The sequence below is a fragment of the Streptomyces sp. NWU339 genome, assembly GCF_003143855.1.
Classification (GTDB): Bacteria; Actinomycetota; Actinomycetes; order Streptomycetales; family Streptomycetaceae; genus Streptomyces.
Genome location: NZ_QFRK01000046.1, coordinates 1 through 13,374 on the forward strand (window position 1 = coordinate 1; position 13,374 = coordinate 13,374).

Genomic DNA, 13,374 nt, shown 5'->3' on the forward strand with positions numbered 1-13,374 from the left:
GCAGGTAGACCACGACCCGCGCGGGCAGCTTCCGCAGCCGCTGCTGGACCCCTCCGCACTCGGCAAGCCCGGCATCGACCAGCTCGAACGGAACGATCCGTGTCAACTCGCCCAAGTGACCCGGTGCATAAAGCCCTTCGGCCACCGTGACGACACGCGTGATGGCAGACTGTCCGGCCAGCGGAGCCTCCGGTGAGTGGACGGTTGTCTTGGTCGACTGCCAGTCCTACCGGGGCTCCGCTTCCCACGTCCGGCAAACCCACAGATCACAGCCGCCTGGACACCCGCACTCAAGCCGTAACTTCACGGCCTTGGGCCAAAGCCCTGCACTCCCATCATGAGGACCGCTGCACGGAGATCCTCACCGTTGTGGGAGCGCTCGGCGCTGCGACCACCTGGCAGGTGGCGGAGCGGCTCACCTGGTCCCGCGGCTGGGAAGCCGTCCACGGCATGATGCGCCGTGCGGCACTGGCCGAGACCCTTGCCCACCTGGCCCTGCTGGTCGAGCGCGGCCGACTCGCCCGGAAGCACGCCGGGGACGGGACAGGTGTGCTGTACATGTGTGCGTGACCACGCCGAGCGGTGCTCTGCGGCCTCCTTGCGCCCGAAAGAACCAGATGGGTGCCTCGCCCTGCCGCTGACGGCCGGTCAATCGTCGCGCGCATGCACCGCGGCGGCGCCTCATTCCTTCCGGGCCCTTTCCCGAGAGGGACGGGATGCGCCGTATTTCCCCGCCGCCCTGCGGCCGGAGGGGAAATACTGCGGCCTCGCCGGCTGCGCGTGCAGCCGGCGAGGCCGTCCCCTGAGGCACTGTCCACTCGAGAGTTCCAGCCTTGCCGACTGCCGCCGACCGGGCTCGGGCTCAGTTCTCGATCTCGATCACCAACGCGGGACACACCTCGGCTGCGGTGCCAACGCAGTTCGCGGAGCCGCAGCAGCGGTGCGCATACGTGATCACGCGCTTGTCGGAGCCTTGTCTCCATGGGTCGAGGCGGTGCGCACCGTGTGGGCGGCCGCCGGGAGGCCGCGCAGATGCGCCGTCTCGTTGATGCTGACGAGCCCACGCTTGCCCGGGCCTCCCGCGATGACCCGGCTGATCCCGGTGTACTCGGGGGCGTGGAACGCAAGCCGGTCCAGTCCGATGATCGTTCCCAGGAATACGTTGGCGACACCTCCGTGGGAGACAACCCCGACACGCTGACCGCGATGCCGCTCGATGATCCGGTCCATGGCTCCGACGGCCTCGGCGCGAAAGGTGGCCGCGTCAGTGCCCCAAGCGCTCAGGTCACCCCGTAGGAATGCGTGATAGCGGGGATCACCGGCTGCCTTCATGTCCTCGAAGTGCAGATACTCCGGGGCGTGCCGGTCGAACTCCGACAGGCCCTCGTCGACCACCGGTGTGAGCCCCAGCGCCTCGCCGATGTGGTCGGCGGTCTGCCTGGCCCGCAGCAGCGGAGAGCAGTACAGCGCCTGGTACGGGGCCTCTTCCTGCAGATAGCGGCCGGCCCGGATGGCCTGCTCGTGCCCACGGTCGCTCAGCCAAGGGTCCGCCCGGTCGGTACCTTCCAGACCCCGCTGGGGCTCCCCGTGACGCACGATGGTCAGCTCCACCTCAGGTCCTCCTCGAGTGATCGTCGGTCGTCATGAGGTCAGCAGCACCGCGTCCGGCTGGGCAGCGGCTTCCTCGGCGATCGCCTGGCGGGCGGCAGCGACGATCTCTGCGGGCGTCCCCTGGGCGTGCGGCACTCGTGCGCGTGCCCAGCCTGCGACGGTGGCGAGCGCGGGATTGTCCGACTCCGAGCACGGTGCGAGCGCGAGGGCGCCCTCGAACACCTCGCCCGTGGAGCCGTCGACGGTGACCTCGCGGCCGGCCAGGTCCTTCAGGGTTCCGCTCCCGCAGCCGACGACGCACGGTACGCCGAGCTCCCGGCTCACCACCGCCGCGTGCGAGGTGGAGCCGCCGATCTCGGTGAGGACGGCGGAGGAAACGATCATGCCGGAGACGTCGTCAGGGTCGGTCGTGGGTCGGGCCAGGACAACGTCCACACCCGAATCCGCCAGATCCTCCGCCTCTTCGACGTCGTGCACGACCCGTCCGACCCCCACTCCCGGACACGCCGGCTCACCACGCACCAGGAGGGGTGCGGATGCCTTCGCCTCCGGGGAGACGCGAGGCTTGCCCACCGCTTTCACCTGCTCCGGGGTCACCGTGCACAGCGCCTCGTCGGTGGTCAGCACGCCGTCGGCGTGCAGGGCGACGGCGAGTCGGAGGGCTGCGTCGGGCGAACGCTTGGCCGCCCGGCTCTGCAGCAGCCACAAGCTTCCCGACTCGACGGTGAACTCGATGTCCTGTACGTCCTTGCCGGTCGCTTCGAGGCGAACGGCCGCGTCCAGCAGGGCGCGGTGGACATCCGGCAGTTGCTCGGCGAGCGCGGCGAGCGGCAGCGGGTCGTACCGGCCCGACACCACGTCCTCGCCCTGGCCGCGGGGCAACCACTCACCGTAGGGAACCGGCTCTCCGGTCAGCGGGTTGCGGCTGAACAGGACCCCGGTACCGGAGGTCTCATCGAGATTTCCGAACACCATCGCCTGCACGGTCACCGAGGTGCCACCGTCGTCGGAGATGCCGTGGTGCTTGCGGTAGGTGACCGCTCGCGGTGACATCCAGGACCGGAACACGGCTCCGATCGCAGCGATGAGCTGCTCCCACGGGTCGGTCGGGGCGCCCGTCCCGACGACGCGTTCGAACTGCTCACCGAACCTGCGGTGGGTGTCTGCCGCGTAGTCCGCGTCGCCCGTGAGCGCACACAGCGCCCGCTCCACCTCGGCGTTGACGCCCAGGTTGAGGACCGTGTCCATCATGCCCGGCATGCTCCGCGCCGCACCGGACCGGACCGAGACGAGCAGCGGCCGCTCCGTTCCACCGAACCGGCGTCCGGTGCGCTCCTCCATGGACCGCACGGCATCGCGGACCATGGCTGTGGTCTCCGCATCCAGCTCGCCATCCGCAGCATAGAAGCGCCTGCAGACTTCCGTCGTCAGGACGAACGCGGGGGGCACCGGCAGCCCGAACGTGTGCATCCGGTTCAAACTGTGGGCCTTGCCGCCGACCAGTTCACGGTCGAGGTCTTCGTGCTCGCCCATCCACAACAGACTCAACGTCGACACTCCGTTCTGCGCCTCAGACCGCGCGTCCGGCCGCGGCCTCGTCGGCGCGGCTCAGTCCGAGCAGCCCGATGAGTTCCTCGTGCAGCTCGAACCACACGGTGTGGTAGCTGTCGGTGATCGGTCGTGCGACAAACGAGTGATCACCCTGCTGCACCTGGTCAATGGCATGCCCGAAGCGACCCGGGTAGGACGCCAGCCGGGGAGCTGCTGCCGCAATGCGTGCGAGCAGCGGCGCGAACCTCTCGTGCAGTGCGGCGAGCCGAGTGATGACGCCCTGGTCGTACGCACTGTCGGTGTGGTCGTTCGGCGTCTCGCCGTCTTTCATCTGCCAGGCCGTGACGATCGCCTTCAGCTCACTGTTGAAGTCGTCGAATTCGTGATAGGCCTGCTGCAGGGCGGTTTGGGCGATGGTGCTCCTCTCCTCGGAGAGGAGTTCGGCAAGCCGCTCCCGGCCCTCAGGGGTGATCCGGACCGATGCGCCGGCCTGCTTGACCCAGTCGGCGTCCAGCAGGGCGTCGATCCGGGTCTGGGCTTCCACAACGGGGATGGCTCCGTACGCGGCCACCACATCGGCGTTGATCCGCCCCTTGAGCCGCGCCGCCTGAAGCACGAGCAGTTCAGCCATGCGCCTGCCTCCCGCCTTTACTCTAGGTCGCAATGTTTGATGATTAGAGTATTGTTGTTGCTGCTGGATGTCCACCGTCTGAACAGTCCCGAGACGCACAGGGCCCGGGCGGAGGCGCCCTCCCCGTGATGGAGGTCCAGGGACGGCCCCGCTGAGGCTGTACCCGTCTCACGCGGACACGGTCCAGGTGTCATTGCCCCGCATCAGGGCCGTGATGTCCGCATCGGTGGGCGGGTTGCCGTGCTGTTGCTGCTCGATCTGGTCGCTGAGCTGCTGCTCGTAAGTCGGCCGGGCAACGGAGCGGTACACGCCCATGGGCGTACAGCCGGGCTCACCGGAGCTGAGCCGGGAGAGCGCGAAGGCGTAGGCGGGGTCGTCGCTGTGGGCGTCGTGGACGACCACTCGGGGATCCCCGGGGGCGACGTCCGTCTCGACACGCAGGGTTCCGGTGGCGGGGTCGCGGACCACGGCCCGCGATCCGTCGTGTCCGAAGCGCAGTGGCTGCCCGTGTTCGAGCATCACCATGGCGTCGCTGCGGGTCTCGCGATCCTTGAGGGTGTCGAAGGCGCCGTCGTTGAAGATGTTGCAGTTCTGGTAGATCTCCACCAGCGCAGTGCCCCGGTGCGCGGCCGCCGCCCGCAGCACCGACTGCAGGTGCTTCCGGTCGGAGTCGATGGTGCGGGCCACGAAGGACGCCTCGGCGCCGATCGCCACGGAGACGGGATTGAAGGGGTGCTCCAGCGATCCCTGAGGGGTCGACTTGGTGATCTTCCCTTGCTCGCTGGTGGGCGAGTACTGACCCTTGGTCAGCCCGTAGATCCGGTTGTTGAACAGCAGGATCTTCAGATTGACGTTCCGGCGCAGCGCGTGGATCAGGTGATTGCCGCCGATGGACAGCGCGTCGCCGTCGCCGGTGACCACCCACACCGACAGGTCGGGGCGGCCGGCGGCCAGGCCCGTGGCGATGGCCGGGGCGCGGCCGTGGATGGAGTGCATCCCGTAGGTGTTCATGTAGTACGGGAACCGGGAGGAGCAGCCGATGCCGGAGACGAAGACGATGTTCTCTCGGGCGACCCCGAGTTCGGGCATGAAGGACTGCACGGCGGCCAGGATGGCGTAGTCACCGCAGCCGGGGCACCAGCGGACCTCCTGGTCCGTCTTGAAGTCCTTGGGGGTCAGGGTGAGCCGCGTGCGGTTCGCCGGTACGACCATGTCAGTCATCGGTGATCACTCCTTGCAGTGCCTCGGCGAGGTCGGCGGCGCGGAACGGCAGGCCCCGCACCTGTGTGATGCTCAGGGCGTCGACCAGGTAGCGGGATCGGATCAGGCCGGCCAGCTGGCCGAGGTTCATCTCGGGGACGACGACCCGCTGATAACGGGCGAGGACTTCGCCGAGGTCGGCCGGAAACGGATTGAGGTGCCGCAGGTGTGCCTGCGCCACGGCGTGGCCGGCGCGTCGCAGGCGGCGCACGGCGGCGCCGATGGGCCCGTAGGTCGACCCCCAGCCCAGGACGAGGAGCGACGCGTCGCCGGTGGGGTCGTCCAGGTCGGTCGGGCCGACGGCGACGCCGTCAACCTTGGCCTGCCGGGTGCGGACCATGTGGTCGTGGTTGTCGGGGTCGTAGGAGATCTCACCGGTCCGGTCAGCCTTCTCGATGCCCCCGATGCGGTGCTCCAGGCCCGGGGTTCCCGGCACCGCCCACGGTCGCGCCAGGGTCTCGGGGTCGCGCAGATAGGGCAGAAACGATCCGTCCGGCCCGTTGGGTGTGGTGGCGAACTCGACGGCCAGGTCGGGCAGTTCCGCCAAGTCGGGGACGCGCCAGGGCTCGGACCCGTTGGCCAGGTAGCCGTCGGACAGCAGGAACACCGGCGTCCGGTACCGGGTGGCGATCCGAACGGCCTCGATCGCGGCGTCGAAGCAATCCGCCGGAGAGCGGGGCGCCACGACCGGCACCGGCGCCTCGCCGTTGCGGCCGTACAGAGCCTGCAGCAGGTCGGACTGCTCGGTCTTGGTCGGCAGCCCTGTCGAAGGGCCGCCGCGCTGCACGTCGACGATCACCAGGGGCAGCTCCAGGGAGACGGCCAGGCCGATGGTCTCGGATTTCAGCGCGATGCCCGGCCCGGAAGAGACCGTCACCCCCAGCGCCCCGCCGAAGGCGGCTCCCAGGGCTGCACCGACGGCTGCGATCTCGTCCTCGGCCTGGAAGGTCTTCACTCCGAGCCGCTGCTGCTTGGACAGCTCGTGCAGCACGTCGGAGGCGGGGGTGATCGGATAGGCCCCGAGGAACAGGGGCAGCCGGGCCCGCCACGCTCCGGCAACCAGTCCGCGGGCGAGGGCGGCGTTGCCGGTGATGTTGCGGTACGTGCCGGGCGGCAGCGCTGCCGGCTTGACCTCGTAGGCGACGCCGAACGCCTCGGTGGTCTCGCCGTAGTTCCAGCCGGCCCTGAAGGCGGCGATGTTCGCCTCGGCGATCTCCGGCTTGCCGGCGAACCGCTCGGCGAGGAAGTCCAGCGTCCCCTGGGTGGGGCGGGAGTACATCCACGACAGAAGGCCGAGCGCGAACATGTTCTTGCTCCGGCTCGCCTCCTTGCGCCCGAGCCGGGAGGACAGCTCGCCGGCCGCGAGGGCGTCGAGGGTCAACTGGGTGAGGTTCACCGCGTGCACGGTGAAGTGCTCCAACCGACCGTCGGTCAGGGGGTTGGTCGCCTGGCCCACCTTGGCCAGGGTCCGGTCGGTGAACTCGTGGGTGTCGACGATGAGCGTACCGCCTGCAGGCAGGTCTGCCAGGTTGGCCATGAGTGCCGCCGGGTTCATCGCCACCAGCACGTCGGGGCGGTCACCCGGGGTGAGGATGTCGTGGTCGGCGAAGTGCACCTGAAAGGAGGAGACCCCCGCCGCCGTTCCGGCGGGCGCCCGGATCTCGGCTGGGAAGTTCGGCAGCGTCGCCAGGTCGTTGCCGAACGCCGCGCTCTCTTGGGTGAACCGGTCACCGGTCAGCTGCATGCCGTCGCCGGAGTCGCCCGCGATGCGGATGACAACCCGGTCCAGGACCTTGGTCTCGGAGTTCATCGCTGTACCACCTGCTTCTTGTCACTTGTCACCTTGGCCGGTGCCGAAGCCTCGCTCCATGAGGCGCCCTCCATCAGCACCGACCGGAAAGGCGGCACCGGAAAGGCGGCACCGGATTGACGACGCCCCGGCCGATCACCGCCTGCGGCCGCGTGTCGAACTGGTCCGACCGGACACGGGGCAGCGCGTCGCAGACGGTCGGCGCACCGGTCAGCGTCTTGGCAGCGGCGGCCCGGTCGGCCGCGTTGGTCCAGTGCTCGGTCCGGATCCGCTCGCCGTAGCGGGGGTTGTGCCACCGGGCGACATCGCCGACGGCATACACCTCCTGCGGCCAACAGTCTTCACCTGCTCGTCGCACACCACGCCGTCGTCCGGCTCAAGCCCCTGACCCGGAGTGCCTGCGCTGTGTACCGGCCGCTCAGAAAGGCGCCGACGATGAGGATGTGCACCGGTGGGTGCCTTTCCGTTCATCTGCTCGTCCGATGCCGAGGCACCGGCCACTCGCGCTGCTCAGGAGTGCAGCTCGGCCCTGCCCTCGTCCAGGACGACACGGTGGTCCGCACCGTCCGGGCCGCTCGCCTCAACGCGGAACACCGCCGTCCTCGCACCCGTGCGCCAGATCCGGGTGTTCAGCCGCTCACCGGGGAAGACCGGAGAGGTGAACCGGGCCGCGATCACCGAGAGCTTCCCGGTGTCACCGTCGCACAGGCCCCGCACCAGCGCCCGACCCGCGATGCCGTACGTGCACAGGCCATGCATGATCGGCTTGGGGAACCCGGCCTTCTCCCGGGCGAACCACGGGTCGCTGTGCAGGGGGTTGCGGTCGCCGGAGAGGCGGTAGATCAGGGGGAGCCGTTCGTCGGTCGTCTCGATGATCTGGATGTCCGGGTCCCGGTCCGGAATACCCGGGTGGGCGGCCTTCTCTCCCGGCTGCCCCCCGAAGCCTCCTTGGCCGCGCAGCACGAGCGTCGTGACGGTCTCGGCGACCAACTCGCCGGTTTCCGGGTCGCTCCCACGACCCGTCAGGACGACGACGGCGTTTTTTCCCTCGCCCTTGTCCTGTAGACCGGTGATCTCGGACACCACGGAGAGCGCGCCGGAGGGCGGCAGCGGCCGGTGCACCCGGACCTCTTGGGCGCCGTGCAGCAGCTTGCCCCAGTTCACCTGCCCGACCTTGGGCAGCACGTCGAACCCCGCAGCGACGATGACCGCGAAGGTCGGCAGCACCTGCTGCGGCACGTCGTGCGAGTTCTCTGTGGTCAGGGACAGGTCCTCCACTCCAGCGCCCAGGCCGAGGGCGTAGAGCAGGGTGTCGCGATCGGTCCACGTGACGTGCTTGGGGCCGGAGGTGGCTCCGAGGCTGTCCGCGTCGATGGTCATCAGGGCTCCTGTTCAGGGAAACGAGTGGGACACCTGGTGTCAGATCTGGGTGGCTGCGCCGGAGGCAAGGAGTTCCTCGACCCCGTCCACGCCCCAGCGGTCGAACACCTCACGGGTGTGCTGGCCGCGTCGGACCGGCGGGATCTGAATGGAGGCCGGGGTGCGGTCGAACCTCGGGGCCGGTGCCGGCTGCCGTACTCCTGCCACTTCGACGAAGGTCTGCCGGGCCGCCAGGTGCGGGTGTTCGGTGGCCTCCTTGAGGCTGAGCACGGGCGCGACACAGGCATCACTGCCGGCGAACACCTCCTCCCACTCCTTGCGTGTGCGGCCGGCGAAAGCGGACGCGATCGCGGACCGCAACTGTGGCCAGGCCTCCGGCCCGGGGCGGCGAGCCAGATGTTCCGGCAGGCCCAGTCGGGCCGCGAACTCGGCGTAGAACTTGATCTCGAGGGGGCCGACGGACATCCAGCCACCATCCTCGGTCTGGTAGACGTCGTACCAGGGGCGGCCGGTGTCCAGGAGATTGACGCCGCGCTCATCGGTCCACGCGCCGGCCGCGAGCATGCCGTGCAGCATGGTGGTGAGTGAGGCCGCGCCGTCCACCACCGCGGCGTCGACCACTTGGCCGCGGCCTGAGCGGCCCGCTTCCCACAAAGCCGCCAGCACGCCGGAAACCAGGTAGAGGGAGCCTCCTCCGAAGTCGCCGAGCAGGTTGAGCGGCACCGCGGGCGGCTCCCCCTCCCGGCCGAGCGGGTGGAGGGCGCCGGCCAGCGCGATGTAGTTGATGTCGTGGCCTGCCATGGAGGCCCAGGGGCCGTCCTGGCCCCAGCCGGTCATCCGCCCGTACACCAGCGAGGGATTGCGCCGCAGACACGTCTCCGGTCCCGCACCGAGTCGCTCCATCACCCCCGGGCGGAACCCCTCGATGAGCACGTCGGCCCTCTCGACCAGCTCCATCAGGGCGGTGACCGCCTCCTCGCGCCTGAGGTCCAGAACGACCGAGCGGCGCCCGCGGTGCAGGACGTCGGCCACCGCCGTGCGCTCGTCCGTCACCGGCCCGGGCCGGTCGATTCGCACGACTTCCGCCCCCATGTCAGCGAGCAGCATCGCCGCGAAAGGGCCCGGCCCGATTCCGCCCATTTCAATCACCCGCAGGCCGTTCAACGGCCCTGTCGCGGCGCGGTCGCTCCCCTGCCCCTGCTGATCAGCCATGCACCATCAACCTTCCGAATCAGTCACTGCTGCCGACTGCACGCAGCACGGCGCGGAGCACGACTTCACGGTGCTCTACCTATAGACTATTTGTCAATCGAATGTTTTCGCCCGGTCGAGTCCGGCAGGAGCGGGACGGCCCGGCTGTCCTGTTGATGTCACGGGCGAACTCGTCGAAGGGCGTGTGCGCAGCCCGGATCCGCTGTGTGCGGTCCCGCAGATCCACCGGAGCATCGGCGAGGACGGATTCCGGCTCCAGCACCCTGGACCGTCCCGCACCTCGGTCGTCCAGGGCTGACCCGGCACGCACCCGACCGCTCTGCGGACTCCTCAGAGGCCTTGGAACCCTGGTCGTCGCAGCCGGTCAACAGCATCAGCCAGGCGCTCCCCCGCCACGTGCACTCGTGGGAGCCGGCGGTACCGTGATTCTCGGCTTCAGAGTGCGGTTCACCGCGGGGCCGGCAGACCGCACCGACCCGCTCTCTTCCACCTCGGCTGTCCTCGCGACCGCCCCGGCCACTCAGTCCAGCAGCAGGCGGCGCAGTCGTTCCACCTGCTCGTCGGAGAGGCCCAGGCCACGCCGCAGGTAGCCTTCGACGTCGCCGTAATCCGTCTCCATGCGGGCTGTGCCCGCCTCGAGATAGGCCATGTCGGCGATCATCCCGGGAACGAAGAAGTCGTCGGGCCGATCGCCGAAGAACTGCCGGGCGATCTCCAGGCTCGCGTTCGAGCCGCGCATCAGATCGTTGGTCAGGAGGAAGTCGGCGGCCACGTCTTCCTCTGCCACCCCGACGAGCCGCTGCAGCAGCATCGTCACCCAGCCGGTCCGGTCCTTGCCCTCCGAACAGTGGAAGAGCTGCGGCCCCTCCTGGTTCGCGATCGACGAGAGAACTGCCGCGAAGCCGGCCCGCTTGTCGGGGTCGGTCACGAAGCCTCGGTAGTGGTCGAGCATCGCCTCCCGCAGGTCTGCCGCGGTCCTCAGGGCCTTCATCACCTCCCTCGGCAGACCTGGCACCCATGTGTGACGCCAGGTTGCCCCGGGAAGCTCGGAGTCGGGGCGCAGTTCCACTTCCTGCGCTGTTCGCAGGTCGTAGATGGCCACGATGCCCAAGGGCGTCAGCGCCGCCATCTCCTCGGGGGAAACCAGGAAGGCGTTGGACCGGAACAAGCGGCCGGGTCGCATCGGACCATACGGAGTCGAGTAGCCCGGACCTGCGACATCGCGGAAGTTGGGTACCGACACCAACGACGGGGCAGTCCTCCCCGTCCCGACCCCTTCGGCGCTCAGCACACCAGCTCCTGAACCTTCTTGACCACGCGATCGACGGTCGGATGGTTCGTCAGAGCCTTCGAGAAGGGAACCGGTGTGAACTCCGCCCCGACCCGGCCCACGGGGGCCAGCAGCTCGCCCCACAGGTTCTCGTGAATCCGGGAGCTGATCTCCGACCCCGGGCCGAGGAACTGGGTGGCCTCGTGGACCACGACGCAGCGCCTGGTGCGCTCGACCGACTCGAACACGGTGCCGAAGTCCAGGGGCATGAGACTACGCAGGTCGATCACCTCGGCCTCGATCCCCGAACCGGTGAGCTCCTCAGCCGCCTCCAGCGACAGTCCCACCCCCGTGCCATAGGTCACGACGGTGATGTCCCTCCCGGAACGCACCGTCGCGGCCTTGCCCAGCGGCGTCGTGTAGTACTCCTCGGGCACGGGGCCCTTCCGGCTGTAGAGCAGAGCCGAGTGCTGGATGTACAGGCTGGGGTCGGGAGACGTCAGACAGGTCAGCAGCAGACCCTTGGCGTCCACCGGGTTGGACGGCATCACGACGTTGATGCCGGGGGTGTGCATGAACCACGCCTCCAGCGACTGCGCGTGCTGGGCACCGAAGTGGCTGGTTCCGATGGTGGTGGTCATCGTGATCGGCGCAGGAGTCGCACCGCCGCTCATGTAACGGAACTTCGCCGCATGGTTCAGGACCTGGTCCAGGGTCAGCGTCACGAAGTCGAAGAACATGATCTCCGCGACGGGCCGGTAGCCGCCCAGCGCCAACCCCACCGCGGCGCCGGCGATGGTTCCCTCGGCGATGGGCGTGGACCGTACGCGGCGTTCACCGAACCTGGTGGAAAGCCCCTTGCTGGTCTTGAACACCCCACCGATCGGCTCCGCTATGTCCTCACCGAGTACGACGATCTTGTCGTCGGCCTCCATCGCACAGTGGAACCCGGAGTTGATGGCGGCCGCCATCGTCATCGTGGTCTCAGGCATCACTCAGGCTCCTCACGAAGGTGGGGTCGGCGAACACGTCGGTGTACAGCTCCTCAGGTGCCGGGAAGGGACAGCTTTCCGCGTAGCTGAAGGCGTCCTCGACGTATGTCCGGACTTCGGACTCGATCGCCTCGACCTCAGGCTCGGAGAAGATCGACTGCTCCAGCAGCCACTTCCGGAAGGTTGGGGCCGGGTCCCGCTCCATCGCCTTGGCCAGTTCCTCCTTGGGCACGTAGCTGTAGTCCGCTGTGCCCGTGTGCCCGGTGAGCCGGTAGTGCACGAACTCCAGGAACGTGGGGCCTTCGTCACGCCTGGCCCGGTCCACCGCCGACTGGAGCGCGGCGAGGCAGGCCAACGGGTCGAAGCCGTCGACCTTCACGGTGGGCATGTTGTACGACGCCGCCCGTTGGGCCAGCTCCGTCGAGGGTGCGTACTGCGCGATCGGGGTGTGCTCGCCCCATTGGTTGTTCTGGCACACGAACACCACGGGCAGGTTCCACAGGGCGGCGAAGTTCATGGACTCGTGGTAGGCACCGATCGAGGTCGCCCCGTCGCCGAAGGTCACCACTGTGGCCGACCCGCCTCCGTCCAACTGCGCGGCCATGGCGAGCCCGACAGCGATCGGCATGCCTGAGCCGACGACGCCGGTGGTGGCGGTGAATCCGACAGACTGGTCCTGCAGGTGCATCGGACCGCCCTTGCCCCGCGAGGTCCCGTCGACGCGGCCGTAGAGCTCCGCCATGATCGATCGTAGCGGCACCCCCTTGGCCAGTGCGTCACCGAGGTTGCGGTACGTGGAGACCATCCGGTCCTCGCTGCGCAGGACCTCACCGAGGGCTGCGCACACCGCCTCCATCCCACGGACGGGATAGAAGGCCGCAGCGAGCCGGCCGGCCTTGGCCTCGGCACTGGACTTCTGGTCGGCGACGGCAGTCGTCAGCATCAGGCGGTACATCCGCTTCAGCGCCTCGTGCGAAGGCCCCGGCGTCTGGGTGCTCATGTCGTTCCCGTTCACTCGTCGAAAGAATCGAGGTCCAGTAGGTAGCTGGGGTCGCTGGTGTCCCTCGCCCCGGGAATGTCGTAGTGCGCGCGACCACCGTCCACCACCATGGTCGAAGGCTGGCACTGGTTCCATTCCACGGTGATCTTGCGTCGCCAGATCCGCCAGATGCCGTCCCGTTTCAGCAACTTGTCGAGATAGCGGCCGCCAGTGAAATACTCCTGCTCCTCGTCGATCCGGCCCTGCGCCTCGGCCCGGTCCGCGTATGCCTCTCCGAAGAACTTCTCGACCGACTCCCGCCCGCCGGGAACTCGGTGGTAGCCGAACAGGCAGGACTCCGCGATCGCCCGGTCGCCATCGATCTCGACCAGTTCGTTGGTGACATGGTGGATCCCGTAGCTGGTCTGTTCCTTCAGCCGCGGCACCATGAACTCCGCGAACTCGTGGGCGTTGCCGTCGAAGGATCCGTGGGCGTCTGTGGCGTCGTCGTGATAGACCGATTTGAGAAGCTCGACGTCGCATCGGTCGATCGCCCGGGCATATCGGTGCAGTACCTCGATGATCTGCTGACGGTCATAGACCAGTTGGAGCATCGCCTCACGATCGGCGGGCTCCGCGCGGGGCGCGAACAGCACTTGGCGTCCTCCTTCGCTCTGC

General features: G+C 68.7%; 14 protein-coding genes. 1 reads left to right on the forward strand and 13 read right to left on the reverse strand.

Features of this window, described 5'->3' with window-relative positions:
• Positions 1-145 (reverse strand): transposase domain-containing protein (locus DIZ27_RS34665; protein WP_375232037.1); only part of this gene is annotated, 145 nt, incomplete at its 3' end.
• A 224-nt stretch (positions 146-369) separates the two neighbouring features.
• On the opposite strand from DIZ27_RS34665, the gene DIZ27_RS34670 reads away from it, so the two are divergent.
• A complete protein-coding gene (locus DIZ27_RS34670; RefSeq protein ID WP_109382383.1) occupies positions 370-570 on the forward strand; it encodes a hypothetical protein in 201 nt (66 codons plus the stop codon).
• Between the two features lie 384 nt (positions 571-954).
• Here DIZ27_RS34670 and DIZ27_RS34675 read toward each other — a convergent pair whose 3' ends face one another.
• From DIZ27_RS34675 to DIZ27_RS34730, 12 genes are all read right to left on the reverse strand, one after another.
• The gene (locus tag DIZ27_RS34675) at positions 955-1,611 is read right to left on the reverse strand and encodes a histidine phosphatase family protein (protein ID WP_109382384.1); all 657 of its coding nucleotides are present in this window, start codon (positions 1,609-1,611) and stop codon (positions 955-957) included.
• 30 nt (positions 1,612-1,641) lie between these two features.
• Positions 1,642-3,144 (reverse strand): pyruvate, phosphate dikinase, encoded by a 1,503-nt coding sequence (locus DIZ27_RS34680; protein WP_109382385.1) that lies wholly within the window; start codon positions 3,142-3,144, stop codon positions 1,642-1,644.
• A 37-nt stretch (positions 3,145-3,181) separates the two neighbouring features.
• Positions 3,182-3,793: a hypothetical protein gene (locus tag DIZ27_RS34685; RefSeq protein ID WP_109382386.1), complete on the reverse strand. Its 612-nt coding sequence runs from the start codon at positions 3,791-3,793 to the stop codon at positions 3,182-3,184.
• Positions 3,794-3,961: 168 nt separating this feature from the next.
• On the reverse strand, positions 3,962-5,014 hold the full coding sequence (locus tag DIZ27_RS34690) for a thiamine pyrophosphate-dependent enzyme (protein WP_109382387.1): 1,053 nt from the start codon (positions 5,012-5,014) through the stop codon (positions 3,962-3,964).
• Positions 5,007-6,863: a 2-oxoacid:acceptor oxidoreductase subunit alpha gene (locus DIZ27_RS34695; protein WP_109382388.1), complete on the reverse strand. Its 1,857-nt coding sequence runs from the start codon at positions 6,861-6,863 to the stop codon at positions 5,007-5,009. The genes DIZ27_RS34690 and DIZ27_RS34695 overlap by 8 nt, the downstream gene beginning before the upstream one ends.
• Before the next feature lie 73 nt (positions 6,864-6,936).
• Positions 6,937-7,185: a hypothetical protein gene (locus DIZ27_RS34700; RefSeq protein ID WP_109382389.1), complete on the reverse strand. Its 249-nt coding sequence runs from the start codon at positions 7,183-7,185 to the stop codon at positions 6,937-6,939.
• Between the two features lie 188 nt (positions 7,186-7,373).
• Positions 7,374-8,243: a MaoC/PaaZ C-terminal domain-containing protein gene (locus tag DIZ27_RS34705; RefSeq protein ID WP_109382390.1), complete on the reverse strand. Its 870-nt coding sequence runs from the start codon at positions 8,241-8,243 to the stop codon at positions 7,374-7,376.
• Between the two features lie 39 nt (positions 8,244-8,282).
• Complete coding sequence (locus DIZ27_RS34710) at positions 8,283-9,455, reverse strand: CaiB/BaiF CoA-transferase family protein (protein WP_109382391.1); 1,173 nt, start codon at positions 9,453-9,455, stop codon at positions 8,283-8,285.
• Between the two features lie 520 nt (positions 9,456-9,975).
• The gene (locus tag DIZ27_RS34715; RefSeq protein ID WP_109382392.1) at positions 9,976-10,746 is read right to left on the reverse strand and encodes a tyrosine-protein phosphatase; all 771 of its coding nucleotides are present in this window, start codon (positions 10,744-10,746) and stop codon (positions 9,976-9,978) included.
• Positions 10,740-11,717: an alpha-ketoacid dehydrogenase subunit beta gene (locus DIZ27_RS34720; protein ID WP_219933684.1), complete on the reverse strand. Its 978-nt coding sequence runs from the start codon at positions 11,715-11,717 to the stop codon at positions 10,740-10,742. Before DIZ27_RS34720 ends, DIZ27_RS34715 begins: the two co-directional genes overlap by 7 nt.
• A complete protein-coding gene (locus DIZ27_RS34725) occupies positions 11,710-12,717 on the reverse strand; it encodes a thiamine pyrophosphate-dependent dehydrogenase E1 component subunit alpha (protein WP_109382432.1) in 1,008 nt (335 codons plus the stop codon). Before DIZ27_RS34725 ends, DIZ27_RS34720 begins: the two co-directional genes overlap by 8 nt.
• Before the next feature lie 11 nt (positions 12,718-12,728).
• Entirely contained in the window at positions 12,729-13,352 is a 624-nt protein-coding gene (locus DIZ27_RS34730) for a nuclear transport factor 2 family protein (RefSeq protein WP_181383832.1), read from the reverse strand.
• Positions 13,353-13,374 lie beyond the last annotated feature (22 nt).

Excerpts from the sequence above, each read along its gene's own strand:
- DIZ27_RS34720 (WP_219933684.1), bottom strand. The coding sequence starts at position 11,717 with ATGCCTGAGACCACGATGACGATGGCGGCCGCCATCAACTCCGGGTTC.
- DIZ27_RS34690 (WP_109382387.1), bottom strand. The coding sequence starts at position 5,014 with ATGACTGACATGGTCGTACCGGCGAACCGCACGCGGCTCACCCTGACC.
- DIZ27_RS34695 (WP_109382388.1), bottom strand. The coding sequence starts at position 6,863 with ATGAACTCCGAGACCAAGGTCCTGGACCGGGTTGTCATCCGCATCGCG.
- DIZ27_RS34680 (WP_109382385.1), bottom strand. The coding sequence starts at position 3,144 with ATGGGCGAGCACGAAGACCTCGACCGTGAACTGGTCGGCGGCAAGGCC.
- DIZ27_RS34685 (WP_109382386.1), bottom strand. The coding sequence starts at position 3,793 with ATGGCTGAACTGCTCGTGCTTCAGGCGGCGCGGCTCAAGGGGCGGATC.
- DIZ27_RS34710 (WP_109382391.1), bottom strand. The coding sequence starts at position 9,455 with ATGGCTGATCAGCAGGGGCAGGGGAGCGACCGCGCCGCGACAGGGCCG.
- DIZ27_RS34725 (WP_109382432.1), bottom strand. The coding sequence starts at position 12,717 with ATGAGCACCCAGACGCCGGGGCCTTCGCACGAGGCGCTGAAGCGGATG.
- DIZ27_RS34705 (WP_109382390.1), bottom strand. The coding sequence starts at position 8,243 with ATGACCATCGACGCGGACAGCCTCGGAGCCACCTCCGGCCCCAAGCAC.